This window comes from Streptomyces sp. A3M-1-3, from assembly GCF_024213665.1.
Taxonomy (GTDB): Bacteria; Actinomycetota; Actinomycetes; order Streptomycetales; family Streptomycetaceae; genus Streptomyces.
The window spans coordinates 135,068-155,955 of sequence record NZ_JANAVP010000010.1; the positions used below are offsets into that span (position 1 = coordinate 135,068).

Genomic DNA, 20,888 nt, shown 5'->3' on the forward strand with positions numbered 1-20,888 from the left:
CCCGTCAAGACTTTGTCCGAACATTCTTACGCGGACGGGTGCCGGGAGACACGCTCAGGGGCGCACCAGCAGCTGGAATTCGAAGGCGTAACGGGAGGCGCGGTAGACATGCGAGCCGAATTCGACGGCGCGTCCGGTGTCGTCGTACGTGGTGCGCTGCATGGTCAGCAGCGGCGCGCCCTCCGGCTCGCCGAGCTGCTCGCCCTCCTCCGCGCTGGCCGCGCGGGCGCCGACCGACTGCCGGGCGCTGTGCAGCGTGATCCCGGCGGCGCGCATCATCCGGTACAGGCCGGTGGCTTCGAGCTGCTCGGTGTCGAGGGGCAGCAGACCGGCGGGGAGATGGTTGCGCAGCTGCGCCATCGGCTCGTTGTGGGCCAGCCGCAGCCGCTCGACGAGGTGTACCTCGCTGCCTTCCGGTACGGCGAGGGCCGCCGCGACCTCGGCGCTCGCAGGCTCCAGGGCGTTGCGCAGGACCCTGGTGGCCGGCCGCTGGCCCGCCGCCTCCAGGTCGTCGTACAGGCTGCTCAGCTCCAGCGGCCGCTTGACCTGGCTGTGCACCACCTGGGTGCCGACGCCGCGGCGGCGCACCAGCAGGCCCTTGTCGACCAGCAGCTGGATGGCCTGGCGGACGGTGGGCCGGGACAGGCCGAGCCTGCCCGCAAGCTCGATCTCGTTGCCGAGGAGACTGCCGGGGGCGAGCCGGCCCTTCTCTATGGCCGACTCGAGCTGCTGGGACAGCTGGAAATAGAGCGGGACCGGGCTCGTGCGGTCCACGCTCAGCTGAAGGGACACGGCGGAGTCCGTCAGTTGTTTGGACACACGGTGAGCGTAGTCGCACGTAAGGACCACAGGAAGTCTGGAGGTTCGGTTGTCAGGACAAACGGATTGACAGGCGGACCAGCGGGGTTCACCTTGTGACCATGCGCATCGGACTGATCGGGACGGGCCGCATCGGCTCCTTCCACGCCGGAGTTCTCAGCCGTCATCGAGAGGCAGGGGCCCTGCTCGTCGCGGACGCCGATGCCGCACGGGCGGTCGCCGTCGCGGACCGGCTCGGCGCCACCGCCGCGCCCTCGGTGGACGAGATCTTCTCCTGGGGCGTGGACGCCGTGGTGATCACCTCCGCCACCTCCGCGCACGGCGAGCTGATCGGCCGCGCCGCACGGGCCGGCCTGCCGACCTTCTGCGAGAAGCCGATCGCGGTCGACCTGGCGGGCACACTGACCGCACTGCGCGAGGTGGAGGCGGCCGACGGCATCCTCCAGCTGGGCTTTATGCGCCGCTTCGACGCCGGGTACCGGGCGGCGCGCGAGCTCGTCGCGTCGGGGCGGCTCGGCCGGCTGCACACCGTACGCGCCATGACGTCCGATCCGGAGCCGCCGCCGGCCGCGTATCTGCCGCTGTCCGGCGGGCTCTACCGGGACTGCCTGGTCCACGACTTCGACATCCTGCGCTGGGTGACCGGCCGGGAGGTGACCGAGGTGTACGCGACCGGCTCGGACGGCGGGCCGGCGATGTTCCGCGAGGCGGGCGACGTCGACACCGCCGCGGCCCTCCTCACCCTGGACGACGGGACGCTGGCCACCGCGACGGCCACCCGGTGCAACGGCGCCGGCTACGACGTACGGATGGAGCTGGCCGGCGAGCTCGACCAGGTGTCGGTGGGCCTCGACGACCGTACGCCGATCACGTCGACCGAACCGCAGGGACCGCCCGCCGCGACCAAGCCGTGGCCGGGGTTCCTGGAGCGCTTCGCGCCCGCGTACGAGGCGGAGCTGGACGCGTTCGTCCGGCTCGTACGGGGCGAGGGCCCGAACCCCTGCGACGGCCGCGAGGCGCTGCACGCGCTGCGGATCGCGGAGGCGTGCGAGCTGTCCCGGCGCGAGCACCGCCCGGTACGGCTGGCGGAGATCCCGGACGCGTAGGCCCTGGCCGCCGTGGCTACTGCGCGGTGAGCACCGTGCCCTGGGCCACCGCGCACAGGGTCTCCACGCCTGCCTCGTCCGCGACGTACAGATCGCAGCGGCACACGGCCTGGCGGCGGCCACCGTGCACGACCGAGGCGCGGGCCACCAGGGTGCGGCCGACGGCCGGGCGTACGTACTGGATGGAGAACCCGCTGGTGAGGACGGCTATGCCGAGCACGGTGGCCGCTGCGTAGGTGAGCGTGTTGTCGGCGGCGTAGGCCAGCACTCCGCCGTGCAGAAAGCCGTTCTGCTGCCGCAGCTCGTCCCGGATGTCCACCTCCAGCACGGCTTCCCCGCCGCCGCAGGCGGTGATGCGGGACTGTACGAGCCGGCTGAAGGGCTGCTCGTCGAGCACCTTCTGGGCGAGTGCGAGGTCGAGTTCCGGCAAGACGACTCCTTCTGCTTACCAGCGGACGGGAAGGCGGCGGACGCCGCGGATCAGCATGCCCGGCAGCCAGTCGAGCGGACCACCGTCCGGATCGAGGGCCAGCTCCGGGCAGCGTTCGAGGAGGGTGCGTACGGCGATGCGGCCCTCCAGCCGGGCAAGCGGGGCGCCGAGGCAGTAGTGGAGGCCGTGGCCGAAGGCCAGGTGGCCCTGCGGCGGGCGGCGGATGTCGAACCGGTCGGGGGCCGGGTGGCGGGCGGGGTCGCGGTTGCCCGCGGCGATGCCGACCAGGACCGCCTCGCCCGCCGGGATGACGGTGCCGCCGACCGGGACGGGCTCGCGGCTGAAGCGGGCGGTGCCGGTCTCGACCGGCCCGTCGTACCGCAGCATCTCCTCGACCGCTCCGTCGAGGAGGCCGAAGTCGGCGCGGAGGGCGGCCAGTTGGGCGGCGTGCGTGAGCAGGGCGCGTACTCCGTTGGCGATGAGATTGACCGTGGTCTCGTGCCCGGCGACGAGCAGGAGGTAGGCCAGCGCGCGCAGTTCGGCGGCGGACAGCCGGTCGCCGTCCTCGGCCCGTGTCCTGATCAGGGCGCTCAGCAGGTCGTCGGCCGGCCCGGAGCAGCGCTTGTCCTCGATGAGGTCGTCGAGATACGCGGCCAGCTCGGTGACAGCGGTCCGCTCGGCCTCCGCGCTCGTCGGCGCCACCACGTCGTTGGACCACCGCCGGAACGCCGCGCGGTCCAGGGCCGGCACCCCGAGCAGCTCGCAGATGACCGTGAGGGGGAGCGGGAAGGCCAGCGCCTCCACCAGGTCGGCCCGCCCGTGCGCCGGCAGTGCGTCGAGCAGGCCGTCGGTGATCCGCTGGATGCGGGGCCGCAGCTCCTCGACCCGGCGCGCGGTGAACTCGCGGGCGACCAGCTTGCGCAGCCGCGTGTGGTCGGGAGGGTCAAGGACCAGCAGATACGGTCCGACGACCCGTTCGTCCAGCATGGTGGCGCCGACGGTGGCGGGCGATTTGGACAGCCGGGGGTCGGCGAGGGCGGCCCGCGCCTCCTCATGACCGACGATCAGCCACAGCCGTCCGCCTTCGGCGGTGTGCACCAAGTGTACGGGTCCGGCCTCGCGCAGCTTCGCGTAGTACGGGTACGGGTCCGCGGTGAAGTCCGCACCGAACTCGCCCAGATCGACGACCGCCAACTGCCCTACCCCTCATGCCTGTCCGCCCGGATCGGATCAGCCTACGTGGTCGTCGTCGCTGTCCTCGTCCAGGAGCCCGCCGTCGTGGACGAGCAGCGCGATCTGCACCCGGTTGTTGAGGCCGAGTTCTCTGGGCCTGTTCGGCACGCAGGTCCGCCTCGGTCTGGGCTTCGCGGTGATGGCGGCCGCCGGCAGCCGCCGCTTCTGACACCGTACGGATCAGGCCCGGTCCGCCGGCGTGCTGAGGCGCTCGATCTCGGCGGCATGCTCGCTCATCCGGTTGCTGACGCTGCCGCCGGTGTAGAGGACGGCGCCGACGACCGAGACCGGTACGGACAGGGCGAGGACGCCGAGGAGTTCGGGCCAGTCACGCTCGGCCGCGCAGCTGGTGCCGTTCACCGCGCCCTCGTTGGCCGTCCCGTACTCCGTGAAGAACCTCGACTCGCAGTCCCTGGAGCTGTACCGCTCCCCTCCCACCTCGTACGGCGTGAGCAGCAGGATCCCGACCCACAGCCACAGCAGCGCGGCCGCGCTGAGCAGTCCGAAGCCCCAGGCCTGGGCTCGCTTGGCGCGCCTGCGGAACTCGATGTCGTACGCCAGTGAGCGCATGGGACTCCCCCCTGTTGTCGAACCCGCTGTCGAACTGCCGAAGATCCGAAGTTAGCAAGCGGCCCGGTCGGCGGCGCGGCGGCCCCAGGTTGTCCCGGTCAGCACCAGTACGGCGCCCAGCAGCCCCAGCAGGCCCAGGCGTTCACCGCCGAGTGCGATGCCCACGGCCGCCGCCCACAGGGGCTCGGTGCCGAGCAGCAGGCTGACGCGGGAGGGCGAGGTACGGCGTACCGCCCACAACTGCACGAAGAACGCGAAGAGCGTGCAGAAGACGGAGAGGAAGAGCAGTCCGGCCCATTCCCGGACACCGAAACCGGCCGCCACCGACCAGGGCGTCTCGCCACCGCCCGGCGCCGCTGCGAGGACGGCGAACACCGCGACGGCGGCGCCCAGCTGGATGGTCGTCAGGGACAGCGAGTCCGCCTCGGCGGCGGTCCGCACGGCCTTGATGCGCGCCATGAACAGCACGTGGACGGTACGGGCGAGGGCGGCCAGCAGCATCAGCAGGTCGCCGGTGGACGGGGTGGTGAAACCGCCGCCCTGGGTCAGCAGCACCACGCCGGCGACGGAGAGGCCGGCGGCGGCCAGGAAGGCCCGCGGTGGCCGCGCCCGGGTCACGGCGGCCTCCGCGAGCGGGGTGAAGATCATGGTGAGGCTGATGATGAGTCCCGCGTTGGTCGCCGAGGTGTGGACGACTCCGTACGTCTCCAGCAGGAAGATCCCGCTCAGTACGAGCCCCAGCAGGCCGGCGCCGCGCCACTGCGCCGCGGTCAGCGCGCGCAGCTTCCGCCACCCGGCGACGGCAAGCACCGGCAGTACGATGCCGAAGCGCAGCACGAGCACCGCGACAACGGTGTGGCTGGTGGTGATTCCCTTGGCCGCCAGATAGCTGGCGCCCCACACCACGGCCACCAGCAGCACCGGCAGATCGGTCAGCCAGGCCCGGCGCGGGGCGAGGGTGGTTGCGCGGGTGGCGAGGGAGGTCACGGGCGGGCTCCACGGGTGGGGTGGGGTGGAGACGTCGGCGGCTCGCACGCGGAACGATCAACCTAGCCGGGGGCCGCCGGGCACGGAAGCGGCATTCCGGGGCGTGGACCGGAAGGGCTCGACCAGGGGCGGATGGATCGGGGCAAGGTGCGATACGTAGGGTTAATACCTAGGGAGAACTACCGACCTCCGGGTCGGCGTGATTTGGGGGGGTTGACAATGTCCACCGAGGCTGCACACAGAGCAGGCGGGCGGCGGAACACGGGGGCGGCCCATGGGTAAGCACGGGCGCGGGCAGGGGAAGCAGGCGAAGCAGCGGAAGCCCGCCGACCGACCGGGAGTACCGGACGTACCGAACATGCCGCACGTTTCGGACTCTTCCGGCGCACCGGACGCAACGGCCTCGCGGACCACGCGCCAGAAGAGGGGGAGCAGCCGAACCCGCGGGAACGGCGGCACGCGCGGAAACGGCAGCGCCCGTGGGGCCGTCGGCGCCCGTGGGGCCTTCGACGCGCGCGGAAACGGCGGTAGCCGTGGGGCCGGCAGCGCCCGCGGCACGGGCGGGCTGCGCGGGATCGGGGACCTGCGCGGCATCCGTATCCGCGACCTCCGCGACCTCCGCGAACTCCGGCCACTCGCCGCGCTGGCGGCCGCGTTGGGGCGGGTGGACTACCCCCGCGCCGGCCGGCAGGGGGCCCGCCGCTGGGTGCCGTCCCTGCGCCAGCTCCTCGGCTCCTTCCTGATCGCTGTCGGAAGCCTGACGACCGTGGTGGGGGTCGCCTACGCGGCGACCGACATCCCCGACGACCTGAACGCGTTCGCCACCCAGCAGGACAACGTCTACTACTGGGCCGACGGCTCGAAGATGGCCAGGACCGGCTGGGTCAGCCGCCAGGAGATGCCGCTCGACCAGGTGCCGGAAGACGTCCAGTGGGCCGTACTCGCCGCCGAGAACGCGAGCTTCTACTCCGACCCCGGCATCTCCCCCTCGGGAATCGCGCGCGCGGTCGGCAAGATGGTCGGCGGCGGCGACACGCAGGGCGGGTCGACCATCACGCAGCAGTACATCAAGAACGCCTACCTGAACCAGGACCGGACGTTCTCCCGGAAGTTCACCGAGGCACTGCTCGCGGTGAAGCTCGACAGCCGGCTGAGCAAGCAGGAGATCCTCGAGGGGTACCTCAACACCAGCTGGTTCGGCCGCGGTACGTACGGAATCCAGCGCGCGTCGCAGGCGTACTACGGCAAGGAGGTTTCGCAGCTGAACGCCAGCGAGGGCGCCTTCCTCGCCTCCCTGCTCAAGGGCGCCGGCCTGTTCGACCCGGCCCTCGACGCGGAGAACCGCGCGCGGGCCGTGGAGCGGTGGGAGTGGACGCTGGACCGCATGGTCCAGATCGGCAAGCTCTCCGCCGCCGAGCGCGCCACGTACACGAAGTTCCCGGACCCCAAGCCGCTCGGGCGGCCGACGAACCTGAGCGGCCAGCAGGGCTATCTCGTCGAACTGGCCAAGGACTACATCGCGAAGAACGGAAAGCTCTCCGACGCCGACTTCGATCTCGGCGGCTACCAGATCCACACCACGTTCGAGAAGCCGAAGGTCGAGTCGCTCTCCAAGGCCGTCGAGAAGGTGCGTGCCGGGTTCGACCCGAAGAAGCGGGCCACCGACAGGTTTGTGAAGACCGGCGCCGCCTCCGTCGCGCCCGACGGCCGGATCCTCGCGGTCTACGGCGGGCCCGACTACCTCAAGCAGGGGTTCAACGAGGCGAACGCGGTGACCGTCCCGGCCGGGTCGGCGTTCACTCCCTTCGTCTACGCCGCGGCTCTGGCTGACGGGGTACAGAAGGAGCGGGGGGCGCCGCGCGTGCCCGTGTCCCCCAACTCGCTGTACAACGGCAACCACGATGTGGCGCTCCGGACGCCCGAGGGTCCGTACTGGGACCGCAGCGGCAAGGTGGTCAAGGGCAGTAACGACGGCGAGAAGTCCTGGGGCAGCGCGATCAGCCTGCACAAGGCCATGGCCAACTCGGTGAACACGCCCTTCCTCCAGCTCGGCATGGACGTCGGCCTGGAGCGGGTGCGGCGCACGGCGAACACCAGCGGCCTGCTGCCGTCGAGCTTCGGACCGTCGGTGCCGGGCTTCTCGCTCGGCAACTCCAAGCCCAGCGCCATCCGGATGGCCACGGCGTACGGCACCTTCGCCGCTGACGGTATGCACACCGAGCCCTACTCGGTGCTGAAGGTCACCCGCAATGGCGGGCTGGTCCCGCTGCCGCGCCCGCGCCCGGAGCGCGCGATGCGCGCGGACGTGGCCGAGCAGGTCACCGACGCGCTCCAGGAGTCGATCCAGGACGGCAGCGGGAAGGCCGCGCGGTCGGCGGGGGCCGAGGCGGCAGGCAAGGCGGGTACCACCCCGGACAACACGGCGGCCTGGTTCGTGGGTTACACCCCGAAGGAGTCCACGGCCGTCGTGCTCTACCGGACGGACCTCAGAAAGCTGGAACTGCTGTCCCTCAAGGGACTGGGCGGACCGGGAGCGCCGGCCCCCGCGTCACTGCCCGTACAGATCTGGAAGGAACACATGGTCAGTCGATGACGGTCTTCCAGTCCGGGGACTGGGCCGGGTCGAGTCCGCGCAGACGGGAGAGCACTTCCGGGTCCTGCGCGTCCAGCCAGTCGGCCAGTTCCCGGAAGGAGACGCACTTGACGTCGGAACGGGGGCAGACATCGCGGATGACGTCCTCGACGGCGTCCATGTAGATCCCGCCGTTCCAGTTCTCGAAGTGGTTGCCGATGAACAGCGGTGCGCGGCTGCCGTTGTAGACCCGCTCGAAGCCGTTCATGTAGGCGTCCCGGGTCTCCTTCTTCCAGGCAGGGTGCATCGCCGGATCACCGTCGGTGCTGCCCTTGGACTGGTTGTAGAGGAAGTTGAAGTCCATGGCGAGGACCTGGAGTTCCTTGCCCGGGTAGGGCAGGAGCTGAAGCGGGAAGTTCCAGATGCCGTCGATCTTGGACGGCCAGATCTGGAAGTCGCCGGACGAGCTGGCGTCGTACCGCCAGCCGAACTCCTTGCTCGCCGGAATGAGGGTCTTCTGGCCCTCCAGGCACGGGGCGCGGCCGCCGACGGTCTCCCGGTCCACGTCGAAGGGCAGCGGCGCGAGATCGGTCATACCCGTGTTCGTCTTCCAGTTCTTGACGAACGAATACGTCTGCTCGATCTCGCTCTTCCACTCCGCGGCGCTCCAGTCGCCGCCGCCCTTGGGCCCGCAGAAGTGACCGTTGAAGTGCGAGCCGATCTCGTTGCCCTCCTTCCACGCACCACCGAGCTGCTCCAGGGTCGTCCTGATGTGCTCGTCGGTCGGGTAGGAGATCGCGGCGGCGCCCCGGTCGTGCTGGGGCGGGTCGTAGAGGCTCGTCTTCGTCTTCGGCACCAGGTAGATGCCGGTGAGGAAGAACGTCATCCGCGCCTTGCTCTCCTTCGCCACCTGCCGGAAGCGGGAGAACGTCCTGTCGTCGCCCTCCAGCGCACCGTCCCAGGAGAAGACGACGAACTGCGGCGGCTTCTGTCCCGGTTTCAGCCGCTCGGGCTTGAGCTGGCTGGGCTGCGGTCCGGTATACGAAGTCGAGCCGTCACCCAGGACCTTGACCTCGCCGTCCCAGGGTTCCTCCTTACCCTTGCCCGACTTGCCCTTCCCGGCGCCGTGCAGCTGCGCCTCCGCCCCCCCGCCCTTGCCGGCCGGGGCCCCCGCCTTGGCGTCCTCCTCACTGCCGCCCGTCAGCCGCGTGAGCAGGACACCGGCCACGATCAGCACCACCGCGGCGACGCCCATGCGGATGCGGGCGCGTTTACGAGCGCGCGCACGCGCTCGTGCGCGATCACTCCGTGCCATTGAACTCGCTCCCCCCAAGACGACCAACGCGTGTCCCCACAACACGCTTGTCCGAATATACGCCGTTCGTCAGAACCGGAATCGACGCGGTCAGTGGTCACCGGGGGTCCGGGGCCGCACCCCCGGCGGCCGTATGTCCTCGTCGTCCGTTTCCCGCCAGCACGGCCTGCCCCGCGCCGCTTTCCTGGAGTCGTACCCACACACCTCCACGAAACGGAAGAGGCTTCGGATGTCTGCACTTACGGGACTGACGGGCAGGAAAGCACTGGTAACCGGTGGCAGCCGCGGCATAGGCGCCGCGACGGCGCTGCGGCTCGCCCAGGACGGGGCGGACGTCGCCATCACCTACGTACAGGGCGAGGACGCCGCCCGGGACGTCGTCCGGAAGATCGAGGCGACGGGCAGGCGCGGGATCGCGATCCGGGCCGACTCGGCTGACGCGGACGCTGCGGCCGGCGCCGTGGAGCGGGCCGCCGACGGGCTGGGACGGCTCGACATCCTCGTCAACAACGTGGGTGTCGGCGTCCTCGGCCCACTGGACGGACTCGAGCGGGCCGATGTCGACCGCGTACTGGCGGTCAACGTACGGGGTGTGTTCCTCGCCACCCAGGCGGCGGCCGCACAGCTGGGGCGCGGCGGCCGGATCGTCACCATCGGCACCTGTATGACCCAGCGGGTGCCGGGACCCGGCGGGACGCTGTACGCGATGAGCAAGTCCGCGCTGATCGGTCTGACGAAGGCGCTGGCGCGGGAGCTGGGCGATCGGGGCATCACGGCGAACATCGTCCACCCGGGCCCGATCGACACGGACATGAACCCGGCGGACGGCCCGTCCGCGCAGGCACAGACGGCGCTGACCGCGCTGGGCCGCTTCGGCGGCACGGACGAGGTGGCCGCGCTGGTCGCGTTCCTGGCGGGCGACGAGGCGGCGTACATCACGGGAGCGGAGTTCACGGTGGACGGCGGCCACGCGGCGTAGCCCCCGACCGCGGCCATGGTCCGTGACGGCCCGTCAGGGCCGCATTCCTGTAAGCGGGGTGTGACCCTGACGGGTTGATGCGTACGGATCAGAGGGTGCCGTCCTTGACGGCGGTGACGAAGGACACCCAGCCCGCGGCCCGGAAAACGAGCGCCGGGCCCTCGGGGTCCTTGCTGTCCCGGACGGGCATGACGCCGGGGAAGCTGTCGGCAACCTCGACGCAGTTGCCGCCCGTACCGTCGCTGTAGGACGACTTGCGCCAGACTGCAGGGCTCAGATCGTGTGGGGTGCTCATGGGTGCGTGTAGTCCTTCGCCAACGATTGGAGCAGGGCCAGGGACGCCGACGGTGACAGTGCGACGGCCCTGGCCAGATCGTATGACCTCAGGCTGTGCTCGACCAGGGCTGGATCTTCGATGAGCTGTCCGCTGCCGGCACCCTCGGTGTACACGACGGTCGGTGCGTCGTCGAAGCACATGATCGAGGCCATGCTGTCCATGAACGCCTCGGCCATGGCGGTGAAGGTCAGTACCTGGACCACGACCCGTGGCCTCTGCGCCACCTCGGCGATGTGCAGCAGCTGTTCGCACATGGACTCGCGTCCGCCCATCGGTACCCGGAGCGCCGCCTCATGGAGAATCTCCCACAACACGGGGTGGGTTGGGTCGTCGAGAATCCGCTGCCGGTCCAGGCGGGCACGAACGCGCTCCTCCACGGACTCGTGCGGTGCGAACGGGGTCGCGGTCCGGGTGATGGCCCGCGCATACGCCTCCGTCTGCAACAGCCCCGGTACCAACACCGGCGCGTACTCGCTGATCGTCTTCGCCTGCTGCTCCAACTCCGCCGCGTCCGCGAAGTAGTCCGCAACTTTCGATTTGCGGGCGAGGCGGCACAGCCGCTGAAGGTGCTCACCGGTCCCCAGCACCTCGTCGAACAGTCTCGACAGGTCCAGCTGAGGTCGGCGAGTCGCCGCCTCCAACTGCCCGATGTACGTGCCGGAGCAGAAGACCCGCTCACCGAGCTGATCCTGGGAGAGGCCACCGGCCTCGCGCAGGCGGCGCAGTTCCGAGCCGTAGAACGTCCTCGGGTCGGTGTACGGATCGGTGTTCCTGGGCTGGATCATGGCCAACGCCCCCTCCACGCAGAGCACTTGCTGGGACTGTCCCCCTACTGAGCGTAGCCGGACACGGTCACGCTGTGAGCATGAACGATGACATCAGGAACGCAGATCCGCTCGACGCCGCCGACGACGCCGTACGGCAGTTGCGCGAGGCCCTCGCCGCCCGCGGCATCACGCTGCCGTCCCTCGGCACCGACCTCGCGTCGTGCACGTCCACCCTCACGCCCCGTCCGCTGGTCGAGCTGGGCCGGTGCAACCTCGACACGGCACGCCGGCTCGCGGCGGCGCTGAAGGGGGAGGCGGCGCAGTGAACGCCGTACCACCGCCCGGAACTGTAGTCGTCGACGAGCACCGAGCCCGCGTCGGCGAAGTCATGGGCGCCGAGGGTCCGTACCTCCAACTGAGACCGCTCGGCGGCGGCCGCGAGTGGGACGCCCAACCGAACCAGGTGCGGGTGGCGACCCCGGCCGAGCGGTTGAGCGCGGGGCTGGCCGCGGCCAACGCCGCCAGTTCGGCTCCGTGCGGCCGGGCACCCGGGTCATGTTGAGGCGAGCGGGCCGGCCTTGGGTGGACCGAGAACCGGAGTAAGGAGGATGGGGTCTTCTGCCCACTTCAGCGGAAGCGCGCCGCAGGACGCTCGCGACAGCCCGGTTTCCGACTTACGTCGGTCGCGCGAGCGTCGTGCGAGCAGCGCCCAGCACACGGTGAAGATCGTGGTCGTCGGCACCATCGGCCGCCTCCTGCGGAGCGCCGTACCGCTCACGTCAGGGGGCGGCGGGTGGGCACGCCCTACGCCGCCTCCTGGTGGAAAGTGCGTGGGGCGCACCGGTGATGTTGTGCCGGTGCGCCCCACGGGGTTCCGGGGACGCACCGGCGCTGTCTTCCGGTACGTCCCTGGGGCACGGGCGGGTGTCGCTCCGCCCGGGTCTCTCCTTCAGGAGGGCCGGCGTCAGCCGCCCAGTTCCTGGTGGCGGGCCGCCAGGCGGGCCGTGCCCTGCTCGGTCAGGGAGCCGTACAGGCGCAGGCGCGAGAAGCCGCCGTCCGGGAAGATGTCGATCCGGACGTGGGTGCCGACCGCCGGGGCGTCCAGGACGAAGCGGTGGTTGGTGTCGGGCTGCAGGCGGGTGCGCGGCAGGAACTCGGCCCATTCGCCGTCCTCGCCGGTCTTGACGGAGAGGGACGCCCAGCCGGCCGAGTTGCCCTTGAGGTACGCGGTGTCGATCTCGGCGGCGCGGATCTCGGACTCGGCGACGAGCTGGTAGCGGATCCAGTCGTTGCCCTGGTCGCGGCGGCGGGCGGTCTCCCAGCCGTCGTCCATCTTGCGGGAGCGGCCCGGGTTGATGGTGTTGGTGGGCGGCGAGTAGAAGCGGTTGGACGCGTCCTGCACCGAGCCGCCGTTCTCCAGCGCGACGACGTCGAACGAGCCGAGTGCGGCGAGCCACGCCGGGTCCGGTACGACCTCGCCGTAGACGCGCAGGCGGGCGATGCCGCCGTCGGGGTGCTGGTTGACACGCAGGTGCGTGAAGCGCTGCTCGGCGGTGACCTCGAAGCCGTTGGCCGCGTGGCCGCCGACCGGGGTGCGCTGGACGAGGGTCGTCCACTTGACGTCGTCGCCGAGGAGCTCCTCGGGCGTCGGGGCGCCCTGGCCCCCGTCCCAATTCGTGCCCTCGATGGAGACGGCCTGCGGCATGTTGCCGCGGAAGTGGGCGGTGTCGACGACGATGCCCCGGATCACACCGGGCGCGCCCAGGCGTACCAGCGCCCAGTCGTGGTCCTCGGCGGTGGGCCAGGGGTGCTCGGAGGAGACGCCACGGCGGCGGCGGGTCTCCCAGCCGTCCATGATCTTGCCCTTGTGGCCGAAGTGCTCGGGGTCGAACTCGGCGGCCTCGGGGACCAGCAGGTTCTCGCGCTGGGCGAAGAACTCGTCGTTGGCGGCGATGACACCGGCACCGAGCTGACGGTCGGCGAGGTTCGCGTACTGGGTGAACGGGAAGTCCGCGGTGCGGTAGTCGGCGTACGGGTCGCCGCCCCCGTACGGGTTCGCGTTGCCGGTGAAGGAGGTCGAAGAGGATTGACGCTGCGCCGTCACAGTCAGTTCTGCCTTTCGAGAAGGAGGCCGGTGGGCTCGGTGAGGGTGCCGTGGTCGGCGATGCGTACACCGCGCAGCCAGGTGGACTTCACGACGCCGTGCAGGGTCTTGCCGGCGTACGCCGTGACCTGGTTGCGGTGGAACAGTTCCGCGGGGTCCACGGTGAAGGTCTCGTCGGGCGCGAGGACCGCGAAGTCGGCGTCGCGGCCGGCCTCGATGGCGCCCTTCTGCGACAGCCCGGCCAGTGCGGCGGGGGCGGCCGACATCCAGCGGGCGACGTCCTCGAGGAGAAGGCCGCGCTTGCGGGCCTCGGTCCAGATCGCCGGGAGGCCCAGCTGGAGGGAGGAGATGCCGCCCCAGGCGGCGGCGAAGTCGCCGGTGTCGAAGCGCTTGAGTTCAGGCGTGCAGGGCGAGTGGTCGGAGACGATGCAGTCGATCGTGCCGTTGGTGAGCCCCTCCCACAGCGCGTCCTGGTTCTCGGCCTCGCGGATCGGCGGGCAGCACTTGAACTCGGTGGCGCCGTCCGGGACTTCCTCGGCGGTGAGGGTGAGGAAGTGCGGGCAGGACTCGACGGAGATCTTCACGCCCTCGCCCTTGGCGGCGGCGATCAGCGGCAGCGCGTCGCTGGAGGACAGGTGCAGCACGTGGACGCGGGCGCCGAGCCGCTTGGCGTGCGCGATGAGGCCCTCGATCGCGGTGTTCTCGGCGTCGCGCGGCCGGGAGGCGAGGAAGTCGGCGTACTTGGGACCGTCCTGCTGCGGGGCGGACTGAAGGTGGTGCGGGTCCTCGGCGTGCACGATCAGCAGGCCGCCGAAGCCGGTGATCTCGGCCATGGACTGGGCGAGCTGCTCCTGGTCGAGCTCGGGGAACTCCTCCACGCCGGACGGCGACAGGAAGCACTTGAAGCCGAAGACCCCGGCGTCGTGCAGCGGCCGCAGGTCCTTGACGTTGGACGGGATTGCGCCGCCCCAGAAACCGACGTCGATATGCGCCTTGGAGCGCGCGACGTCCTGCTTGGTGGCGAGGTGGTCCGCCGTGGTGGTCGGCGGAAGGGAGTTCAGCGGCATGTCCAGCAGAGTGGTGATACCGCCGGCCGCCGCGGCGCGGGTGGCGGTCCAGAAGCCCTCCCACTCGGTGCGGCCCGGGTCGTTCACATGGACGTGGGTGTCGACGAGGCCGGGGAGCAGTACGTCGTCCCCGAAGTCCTCCAGCCGGGCCCCGGGCGGCAGCTCGGTCTCGTACGGCAGCACGGCCGCGATCTTCCCGTCGGTGACGGCGACCGATGCGGCGCGCGTTCCCTCGGGGGTGATGACACGCGTCGAGCGCAGTACCAGGTCCCAGTCGGACACCCCGGCCCCTCCTCTTCTTTCTCTTACTCTTCCGCTGCCACTTCCGCACAGCGAAATTCAACGTTCTGTTGAACGAGTCTTCACCTCGATGCCGGACGCGTCAAGAGCGACCCGGACAGCACCCCGCACCCAGGCTGCAGCATTGGATGTTTCCACAGAATGGAATTAGAATTTCACTCTACAGAACGTAGCTATCACCACCAGGAGCATCACCGGCACCTGCCCAAGCCTTCCACCACCCGGACAAACCCTCTCTGACCGGCCAAGACGGCTTTCCCGGGCGCTATGGAGGCCCACAACCGCCCGGTAGGCTGCTTGCTTGCCTGCCAGCACCGAAAGGACCGCGCCGTGCCGACGTCCAGCGCCAGCGACGCCTCCACCGATGTCGCCGCCTCCAAGCCCGCCGCCGCCAGCGGCGGTGTCCAGTCCCTCGAGCGCGCCTTCGACCTCCTCGAGCGGATGGCCGACGCCGGCGGTGAGGTCGGGCTCAGCGAGCTCTCCGCCGCCAGCGGACTGCCACTGCCCACGATCCACCGCTTGATGCGCACGCTGGTGGCCTGCGGTTACGTACGGCAGCAGCCCAACCGCCGCTACTCGCTCGGCCCGCGCCTGATCCGGCTCGGCGAGTCCGCCTCACGGCTGCTCGGCACCTGGGCCCGGCCGTACCTCGCGCGCCTGGTCGAGGAGACCGGCGAGACCGCGAACATGGCACTGCTCGACGGCGACGAGATCGTCTACGTCGCGCAGGTGCCCTCCAAACACTCCATGCGGATGTTCACCGAGGTGGGCCGCCGGGTACTGCCCCACTCCACCGGCGTCGGCAAGGCGCTGCTCGCGCACACGCCCGCCGACGAGGTACGGGCGCTGCTGTCCCGGACCGGGATGCCGGCCGCCACCGAGAAGACCATCACGACGCCCGAGGGCTTCCTCGACGCGCTCGACCAGGTACGCAAGGTCGGCTACGCAGTGGACGACAACGAGCAGGAGATCGGCGTCCGCTGCCTTGCCGTCCCGGTACCCAACTCCCCCACCGCGGCCGCGGTTTCGATCTCGGGTCCGGCCGGCCGGGTCACCGAGGCCGCGACCGAGCGGATCGTGCCGATCCTGCAGGGCATCGCCGCGGAGCTGTCGGTGGCCCTCGCCACCCAGAGCCCGGCCTGAGACCTGAGACCTGACACCTGACACCTGACACCTGACACCTGACACCTGAAGCAGTACGTTCTCGGCGCCCACCCTCCGGTGGGCGCCGAGAACGTTTCCGTCGCGCGCGCGTCAGGCGGCCACCCCGGCCGTGAGCCGCCCGTCCGCCATCGAGACCGTACGGTCCATCCGGTCCAGGTGGGCCCGGTCGTGGGTGACCAGCACGGTGGCCGTCGACCGCTCGCGGGTCAGCGCGACCAGCAGGTCGAGCACCGCCGCGCCCCGCTCGTGGTCCAGTGCGCTGGTCGGCTCGTCGACCAGCAGGACGGCGGGGTCGTTCATGAGCGCCCGGGCGATGTTCACCCGCTGCCGCTGGCCGCCGGACAGCTGGTGCGGGCGGCGGTCCGCCTTGTCGGTGAGGCCCACCGCGGCCAGCAGCTCCAGCGCCCGGGCCTTGACCTGCCGGGACGGCCGGCCCGAGACGTGCGCCATCACCTGGAGCTGCTCCGCGCACGTCAGCGACGGCAGCAGGTTCGGCTGCTGGAAGACGATGCCGATCCGCTCGCGGCGCAGGGCGGACTTCTCGGCCGGGCTCAGCGTGCCGGTGTCCGTACCGCCCACCAGGACCCGGCCCCGGTCCGGACCGACCAGGGTGGCCGCGACCGCGAGCAGGCTGGACTTGCCGGAGCCGGAGGGACCGACCACGGCTGTGAGTGAGCCGGCCGGGACGTCGAGGCCGACGCCGTCGAGCGCGGTCAGCCTGCCCTCGCCGTCGGGGTAGGTGAGGGTGACCTCGTCCAGTACAAGGCTCATCGGACGCTCCCGAGTGCGGTGAGGGGGTCGACGGAGGTGATCCGCCGGATGGACAGCGCCGCGCCGAGCGCCCCGAGGACGATCATCACGGCGGAGGGCACGAGCACGGTCGGCAGGTCGAGGACGAACGGCACGTCCCCGCCGCTCACCAGCGCGCCGATCGCGACGGCGAGCGCGGTGCCCAGCCCGGCCCCCAGGGCGAGCATCACCACCGCCTGCCCCAGCGCGTCCCGCAGCAGGTACGGCGTGGACGCGCCCAGGGCCTTCAGTACGGCGATGTCACCGCTGCGCTGGATCGTCCAGACGGTGAAGAAGGCCCCTATGACCAGCGCGGAGATGACAAAGAGGAAGCCGCGCATCAGCTGCAGCGAGCCGTTCTCCGCCTGGTAGGACCCGATGGCCGTCAGGGCGTCGTCCAAGGACAGCGTGCGGGTGCCCGCCGCCCGGTCGGCGGCGGCGAGATCCGCGTCCGCCCCGGTGCTCAGGGCGATGACGGTCGCCTGCTCCTGCGGGGTGGCGCCGGAGCTGCCGAGCCGCTGCCAGTCGTCGAGCGCTGTCCACACCACGGGCGTGTGGCTGTACGAGGCGTCCCCGGCGACGGCCGCCACGGTCGCCTCCAGGCTGCCGATACGGATCCGGTCCCCGGCTCCGGCCCCCAGTTCGGCGGCAGCCTGCCCGGACAGCACCACCCTGCCCGGCGCGAGCGCGTCACCGGGCGCGAGCCCCGCGTCCGGCTCGACTCCGAACGCCGACACCGCGGCCGTCCGGTCCCCGGCGGCGGCGTTGAGCGTACGGATGCCGATCGGCCGGGCGTCCGTGACGCCGGGCTGCGCCGCCCATGTCCGCCAGGCGCTCTCCGGTACGGAGGACTGGGTGAAGGACACCGACTGGCCGCCGGGCGGGACGGCGAACGCGAGGTGGCCGGCCGGCAGGCCGGTGATGGCCGAGGTGTTCTCCCGGGCGAGGCCGGACGTGAGCCCGGACAACAGCCCGACGAGCAGCGTGATCAGGACAATGACGGAGCCCATGAGCGCGAACCGGCCCCGGGCGAACCGCAGGTCTCTCCATGCGACGAACATGTGGTCAACCCTGGCCGCGGCGGGCCGGGAAGACATCGCGCCACGGGGTGCGTCCCCCGTATCGAAGGACGCAAGCGGAGATCAAACTTTCGGTTGACCGGCCGGCCCGCTGTCCCGCCCGCCCGTCCGGCATACGCTGGTCGGGCCATGGACTCCCGCCCCCTCACCCCCGTACTTCGTGTGCTGCGGCTGTGCCTGCACGCCCTGCTGGCCGGTCTGCTCGCGCTCGCGGTGGTACGGGCCGTGGCCGACGACGCTCCCCGGGCGACCGCCGTGGTGGTGGCCTCGGCCGTACTGGCCGGTGTGTACACCGCCGGTGTGCTCACCCCGGCCGTGCACCGGTCGCCGGGCGGGGTGTGGCTGGCGGCGCTGGGCGCCGCCTGGCTCGTACTCCTCGCGCTGTCGCCCGACGGGCTGTGGGTGGCCTTCCCGCTCTACTTCCTCGAACTGCACCTGCTGCCCGTGCGCTGGGGACTGCCCGCGGTCGTGGTCACGGCGGGCGCCGCCATCGGCAGCTTCCTGCTGCACGGCCAGGACATCTCCCCGGGCACCTTCATCGGCCCGCTGCTCGGCGCGGCCGTCGCCGTCGCCACGGTCCTCGGCTACCAGGCGCTCTACCGGGAGAGCGAACGCCGGCGCGAGCTCATCGAGGAACTCATCGCGACCCGCGCGGAACTGGCCGCCGCCGAGCGCGGCGCCGGCACGCTCGCCGAACGTGAGCGGCTCGCCCGCGAGATCCACGACACCCTGGCCCAGGGCCTGTCCAGCATCCAGTTGCTGCTGCGTGCGGCCGAGCGGGCGCTGCCCGCGGACTCCCTGGCGGCGGCCCATGTGCGGCAGGCGCGCGAGGCCGCGCAGGACAATCTCGCCGAGGCCCGCCGGTTCGTCAAGGCGCTGACCCCGCCCGATCTGGAGCGCGGCTCGCTGGCGGCGGCGCTGGAGCGGCTGTGCACGGCGACGCCCGGCGGACCGGCCGTGCAGTTCGGCGTCAGCGGGACCCCGGTCGAGCTGCCCACCCCGTACGAGGTGGCGCTGCTCCGCGTCGCCCAGTCGGCGCTGGCCAACACCGTGCGGCACGCGTACGCGCGCCGCGCCGAGATCACGCTGAGCTTCATGGACACCTCGGTGGCGCTCGACATCGTCGACGACGGGACCGGCTTCGACGCGGGCTTCGACGCGGGCTTCGACGCGGGCTTCGACGCGGCGGTGCGGCGAACGGAGGGGGCTGCGGACGCGGGCGGTTTCGGGCTCCCGGCGATGCGGGCCCGCGCGCGTTCGCTGGGCGGCACGCTGAGCGTCGAGTCGGCGCCGGGACAGGGCACGGCGGTGGCGATCACGCTGCCGCTGCCGACGGGGGACGCGGGAGGTTCCGTATGAGCGCGCCGGTCCGGCTGCTGCTGGCCGACGACCATCCGGTGGTACGGGCGGGACTGCGCGCGGTGCTGGACACCGAGCCGGACTTCCAGGTGGTGGCGGAGGCGTCGACGGCCGAGCAGGCCGTCGAACTGGCGGCGGCCGGCAACGTCGACGTGGTGCTGATGGATCTGCAGTTCGGGCCCGGGCAGCTGCACGGCTCGCAGGCCACCGCCGCGATCGCGGCCCGGCCCGGAGCGCCCCGGGTGCTGGTCCTCACCACGTACGACACCGACGCCGACATCCTGGCCGCGGTGGAGGCGGGGGCGAGCGGCTATCTGCTCAAGGACGCCCCGCCGGAGGAGCTGGCGGCCGCGGTGCGTACGGCGGCGGCCGGCCGGTCGGCGCTGGCCCCGGCGGTGGCGCACCGGCTGATGGACCGGATGCGTACGCCGGCGCAGGCGCTCACGAAGCGGGAGCTGGAGGTGCTCCAGCTGGTCGGGGACGGGCTGTCGAACCAGCAGATCAGCAAGCGGCTGTTCCTGAGCCAGGCGACGGTGAAGTCCCATCTGGTGCACATCTACGCCAAGCTGGGCGTCGACTCGCGCACCGCGGCGCTAGCGGCGGCAGCCACCCGCCGCCTGATCCGCCGCCCGTCCTGACCGGCGGCCGTACCGGCGGCCCCGGCTCAGGCCACCCCCGGCGGGGAGGGCGGGGTCTCGCGGAACAGCTCGACGGCGCTGCGTACCTCCGTCAGCGCGGTTGACAGGGCGCTGACGGAGCCGATGGCGCCCGCGACGAGGAGCAGGGAGCGGCGCAGCCGTGGGATCTCCGGCGCCCCGCCGGCCGCCATCGCGTCCAGGGCCGCCAGCTCGTCCTCGGCGATTGCCCGGTCCGGGAACTCGGCGGGGTGTCCGGCGAGTGCGCGGCGCAGCCGGGACACGGCGGTGCGCAGCTCCGCCACCCTCGGGTCCTCGCCGCTCCTGGTCACGCAACCCTGCCCCACACGTTGCAACAAAGCTGTCCTCTCGCACGCCTTTGTGCCGCTTGTCCGCAAGTGCCTTTGCCCCGCCCCGTGTTGACCCGGGGCGCGGGGGTTGCGGGTCAGTAAACGCCACAGGGTGTGCGATGCGCCACTCTCTGGCACGAACGGGTGCGGTATGCAGTCCTCATGAGGACAACCGATGACGGAACACCGGTGATCGCGGGGCTGCTGCTCGCCGCCGGTGGCGGACGGCGGCTCGGCGGGCGGCCGAAGGCACTGCTCCAGCACCGGGGCCGGCCGCTGGTCGAGCACGCGGTGCGGGTGCTGCGGGAGGGCGGCTGCGACCCGGTGCATGTGGTGCTGGGCGCGGCGGCCGGTGAGGTGCGGGCGCGGGCCGATCTCGGGGGCTGTGTCGTGGTGGACAACCCGGACTGGGCGGAGGGCATGGGCTCCTCGCTGCGGGCCGGTCTTGAGTCGCTGGCGGACAGCGGGGCGCACGCCGTGCTCGTGTCGCTGGTCGACCAGCCTGGGATCGGGCCGGCCGCGGTGGCCCGGGTCCGGGCGGCGTACCGCTCTCCCGCGAGCCTGGTGGCGGCGGCGTACGACGGGCGGCGCGGGCATCCGGTGCTGTTCGGCGCGCAGCGGTGGGCGGACATCGCGGCGACCGCGGTGGGCGACCGCGGGGCGCGCGACCACCTGCGGACCCATGCGGCCGACATCACACTGGTGGAGTGCGGGGACGTGGCCGCGGCCTACGACATCGACACCGCGGAAGACCTGATTCACCTGGAGTGACAGGCGACGTGACCGAGCATGTGAACGGGTTGTGACGGGAATGGCACTGAGAGCCGCCCGGAGGGCAGTTCGAGGCCAGTTCTGTCGAGCAGAAGAATCTCGATATCAACAAACCATTGAACTTCCACCATGAGGAAACTACTATCCACAGGTCA

General features: G+C 71.5%; 22 protein-coding genes. 9 read left to right on the forward strand and 13 right to left on the reverse strand.

What is annotated here, in order from left to right; all coding sequences use genetic code 11:
* Positions 1 to 54: 54 nt before the first annotated feature.
* On the reverse strand, positions 55 to 774 hold the full coding sequence (locus NLX86_RS14100) for a GntR family transcriptional regulator (RefSeq protein ID WP_308409596.1): 720 nt from the start codon (positions 772 to 774) through the stop codon (positions 55 to 57).
* A gap of 146 nt (positions 775 to 920) precedes the next feature.
* On the opposite strand from NLX86_RS14100, the gene NLX86_RS14105 reads away from it, so the two are divergent.
* Entirely contained in the window at positions 921 to 1,925 is a 1,005-nt protein-coding gene (locus NLX86_RS14105; protein ID WP_254372017.1) for a Gfo/Idh/MocA family oxidoreductase, read from the forward strand.
* A 16-nt stretch (positions 1,926 to 1,941) separates the two neighbouring features.
* Here NLX86_RS14105 and NLX86_RS14110 read toward each other — a convergent pair whose 3' ends face one another.
* The 4 genes from NLX86_RS14110 to NLX86_RS14130 form a co-directional block, all read right to left on the reverse strand.
* Entirely contained in the window at positions 1,942 to 2,355 is a 414-nt protein-coding gene (locus tag NLX86_RS14110; protein WP_254372018.1) for a PaaI family thioesterase, read from the reverse strand.
* A 15-nt stretch (positions 2,356 to 2,370) separates the two neighbouring features.
* Positions 2,371 to 3,549, reverse strand: coding sequence for a cytochrome P450 (locus NLX86_RS14115; RefSeq protein WP_254372019.1), 1,179 nt, complete (start codon positions 3,547 to 3,549; stop codon positions 2,371 to 2,373).
* Positions 3,550 to 3,768: 219 nt separating this feature from the next.
* Complete coding sequence (locus NLX86_RS14125; protein ID WP_254372020.1) at positions 3,769 to 4,158, reverse strand: hypothetical protein; 390 nt, start codon at positions 4,156 to 4,158, stop codon at positions 3,769 to 3,771.
* Between the two features lie 51 nt (positions 4,159 to 4,209).
* Positions 4,210 to 5,145, reverse strand: coding sequence for a DMT family transporter (locus NLX86_RS14130; protein WP_254372021.1), 936 nt, complete (start codon positions 5,143 to 5,145; stop codon positions 4,210 to 4,212).
* Positions 5,146 to 5,419: 274 nt separating this feature from the next.
* Here NLX86_RS14130 and NLX86_RS14135 point away from each other — a divergent pair, with 274 nt between their 5' ends.
* The gene (locus NLX86_RS14135) at positions 5,420 to 7,738 is read left to right on the forward strand and encodes a transglycosylase domain-containing protein (RefSeq protein WP_254372022.1); all 2,319 of its coding nucleotides are present in this window, start codon (positions 5,420 to 5,422) and stop codon (positions 7,736 to 7,738) included.
* On the opposite strand, the gene NLX86_RS14140 is transcribed toward NLX86_RS14135, so the two are convergent.
* Positions 7,728 to 9,032, reverse strand: coding sequence for a hypothetical protein (locus tag NLX86_RS14140; RefSeq protein WP_254372023.1), 1,305 nt, complete (start codon positions 9,030 to 9,032; stop codon positions 7,728 to 7,730). The two genes, NLX86_RS14135 and NLX86_RS14140, sit on opposite strands and share 11 nt — an antisense overlap.
* 229 nt (positions 9,033 to 9,261) lie before the next feature.
* Between NLX86_RS14140 and NLX86_RS14145 the strand changes: the two genes are divergently transcribed.
* Complete coding sequence (locus tag NLX86_RS14145; RefSeq protein WP_254372024.1) at positions 9,262 to 10,011, forward strand: SDR family oxidoreductase; 750 nt, start codon at positions 9,262 to 9,264, stop codon at positions 10,009 to 10,011.
* An 88-nt stretch (positions 10,012 to 10,099) separates the two neighbouring features.
* On the opposite strand, the gene NLX86_RS14150 is transcribed toward NLX86_RS14145, so the two are convergent.
* Both NLX86_RS14150 and NLX86_RS14155 read right to left on the reverse strand, forming a co-directional pair.
* On the reverse strand, positions 10,100 to 10,306 hold the full coding sequence (locus NLX86_RS14150; protein ID WP_254372025.1) for a DUF397 domain-containing protein: 207 nt from the start codon (positions 10,304 to 10,306) through the stop codon (positions 10,100 to 10,102).
* Positions 10,303 to 11,133, reverse strand: coding sequence for a helix-turn-helix transcriptional regulator (locus tag NLX86_RS14155; protein ID WP_254372026.1), 831 nt, complete (start codon positions 11,131 to 11,133; stop codon positions 10,303 to 10,305). Before NLX86_RS14155 ends, NLX86_RS14150 begins: the two co-directional genes overlap by 4 nt.
* Positions 11,134 to 11,213: 80 nt before the next feature.
* Here NLX86_RS14155 and NLX86_RS14160 point away from each other — a divergent pair, with 80 nt between their 5' ends.
* Both NLX86_RS14160 and NLX86_RS35040 read left to right on the forward strand, forming a co-directional pair.
* Positions 11,214 to 11,441 (forward strand): hypothetical protein, encoded by a 228-nt coding sequence (locus NLX86_RS14160; protein ID WP_254372027.1) that lies wholly within the window; start codon positions 11,214 to 11,216, stop codon positions 11,439 to 11,441.
* Entirely contained in the window at positions 11,438 to 11,677 is a 240-nt protein-coding gene (locus tag NLX86_RS35040) for a hypothetical protein (protein WP_374213881.1), read from the forward strand. The genes NLX86_RS14160 and NLX86_RS35040 overlap by 4 nt, the downstream gene beginning before the upstream one ends.
* Positions 11,678 to 12,079: 402 nt before the next feature.
* Here NLX86_RS35040 and alc read toward each other — a convergent pair whose 3' ends face one another.
* Together alc and allB are read right to left on the reverse strand one after the other, a co-directional pair.
* Positions 12,080 to 13,219 (reverse strand): allantoicase, encoded by a 1,140-nt coding sequence (gene alc, locus NLX86_RS14165; protein ID WP_254372028.1) that lies wholly within the window; start codon positions 13,217 to 13,219, stop codon positions 12,080 to 12,082.
* Between the two features lie 2 nt (positions 13,220 to 13,221).
* Positions 13,222 to 14,568, reverse strand: coding sequence for an allantoinase AllB (gene allB, locus NLX86_RS14170; RefSeq protein WP_254372029.1), 1,347 nt, complete (start codon positions 14,566 to 14,568; stop codon positions 13,222 to 13,224).
* Positions 14,569 to 14,916: 348 nt separating this feature from the next.
* Here allB and NLX86_RS14175 point away from each other — a divergent pair, with 348 nt between their 5' ends.
* Positions 14,917 to 15,729, forward strand: coding sequence for an IclR family transcriptional regulator (locus NLX86_RS14175; protein ID WP_254372030.1), 813 nt, complete (start codon positions 14,917 to 14,919; stop codon positions 15,727 to 15,729).
* 111 nt (positions 15,730 to 15,840) lie between these two features.
* Here the strand turns inward: NLX86_RS14175 and NLX86_RS14180 are convergent, their stop codons facing one another.
* Together NLX86_RS14180 and NLX86_RS14185 are read right to left on the reverse strand one after the other, a co-directional pair.
* Positions 15,841 to 16,521, reverse strand: a complete 681-nt coding sequence (locus tag NLX86_RS14180; RefSeq protein ID WP_254372031.1) for an ABC transporter ATP-binding protein — start codon at positions 16,519 to 16,521, stop codon at positions 15,841 to 15,843.
* Complete coding sequence (locus NLX86_RS14185) at positions 16,518 to 17,600, reverse strand: ABC transporter permease (RefSeq protein WP_254372032.1); 1,083 nt, start codon at positions 17,598 to 17,600, stop codon at positions 16,518 to 16,520. Before NLX86_RS14185 ends, NLX86_RS14180 begins: the two co-directional genes overlap by 4 nt.
* A gap of 147 nt (positions 17,601 to 17,747) precedes the next feature.
* Here NLX86_RS14185 and NLX86_RS14190 point away from each other — a divergent pair, with 147 nt between their 5' ends.
* Both NLX86_RS14190 and NLX86_RS14195 read left to right on the forward strand, forming a co-directional pair.
* Positions 17,748 to 18,977, forward strand: a complete 1,230-nt coding sequence (locus tag NLX86_RS14190) for a sensor histidine kinase (protein ID WP_254372033.1) — start codon at positions 17,748 to 17,750, stop codon at positions 18,975 to 18,977.
* A complete protein-coding gene (locus tag NLX86_RS14195) occupies positions 18,974 to 19,615 on the forward strand; it encodes a response regulator transcription factor (RefSeq protein ID WP_254372034.1) in 642 nt (213 codons plus the stop codon). Before NLX86_RS14190 ends, NLX86_RS14195 begins: the two co-directional genes overlap by 4 nt.
* A gap of 26 nt (positions 19,616 to 19,641) precedes the next feature.
* Here the strand turns inward: NLX86_RS14195 and NLX86_RS14200 are convergent, their stop codons facing one another.
* On the reverse strand, positions 19,642 to 19,944 hold the full coding sequence (locus tag NLX86_RS14200; RefSeq protein ID WP_374213882.1) for a DUF5955 family protein: 303 nt from the start codon (positions 19,942 to 19,944) through the stop codon (positions 19,642 to 19,644).
* A gap of 180 nt (positions 19,945 to 20,124) precedes the next feature.
* On the opposite strand from NLX86_RS14200, the gene NLX86_RS14205 reads away from it, so the two are divergent.
* Positions 20,125 to 20,733 carry an NTP transferase domain-containing protein gene (locus NLX86_RS14205; RefSeq protein WP_254372036.1) on the forward strand — a complete coding sequence of 203 codons (609 nt, stop codon included), beginning with the start codon at positions 20,125 to 20,127 and terminating at the stop codon, positions 20,731 to 20,733.
* Positions 20,734 to 20,888: the final 155 nt, after the last annotated feature.

Excerpts from the sequence above, each read along its gene's own strand:
- NLX86_RS14105 (WP_254372017.1), top strand. The coding sequence starts at position 921 with ATGCGCATCGGACTGATCGGGACGGGCCGCATCGGCTCCTTCCACGCC.
- NLX86_RS14125 (WP_254372020.1), bottom strand. The coding sequence starts at position 4,158 with ATGCGCTCACTGGCGTACGACATCGAGTTCCGCAGGCGCGCCAAGCGA.
- NLX86_RS14135 (WP_254372022.1), top strand. The coding sequence starts at position 5,420 with ATGGGTAAGCACGGGCGCGGGCAGGGGAAGCAGGCGAAGCAGCGGAAG.
- NLX86_RS14140 (WP_254372023.1), bottom strand. The coding sequence starts at position 9,032 with ATGGCACGGAGTGATCGCGCACGAGCGCGTGCGCGCGCTCGTAAACGC.
- NLX86_RS14145 (WP_254372024.1), top strand. The coding sequence starts at position 9,262 with ATGTCTGCACTTACGGGACTGACGGGCAGGAAAGCACTGGTAACCGGT.
- NLX86_RS14150 (WP_254372025.1), bottom strand. The coding sequence starts at position 10,306 with ATGAGCACCCCACACGATCTGAGCCCTGCAGTCTGGCGCAAGTCGTCC.
- NLX86_RS14155 (WP_254372026.1), bottom strand. The coding sequence starts at position 11,133 with ATGATCCAGCCCAGGAACACCGATCCGTACACCGACCCGAGGACGTTC.
- NLX86_RS14160 (WP_254372027.1), top strand. The coding sequence starts at position 11,214 with ATGAACGATGACATCAGGAACGCAGATCCGCTCGACGCCGCCGACGAC.
- NLX86_RS14180 (WP_254372031.1), bottom strand. The coding sequence starts at position 16,521 with ATGAGCCTTGTACTGGACGAGGTCACCCTCACCTACCCCGACGGCGAG.
- NLX86_RS14185 (WP_254372032.1), bottom strand. The coding sequence starts at position 17,600 with ATGTTCGTCGCATGGAGAGACCTGCGGTTCGCCCGGGGCCGGTTCGCG.
- NLX86_RS14190 (WP_254372033.1), top strand. The coding sequence starts at position 17,748 with ATGGACTCCCGCCCCCTCACCCCCGTACTTCGTGTGCTGCGGCTGTGC.
- NLX86_RS14195 (WP_254372034.1), top strand. The coding sequence starts at position 18,974 with ATGAGCGCGCCGGTCCGGCTGCTGCTGGCCGACGACCATCCGGTGGTA.
- NLX86_RS14205 (WP_254372036.1), top strand. The coding sequence starts at position 20,125 with ATGAGGACAACCGATGACGGAACACCGGTGATCGCGGGGCTGCTGCTC.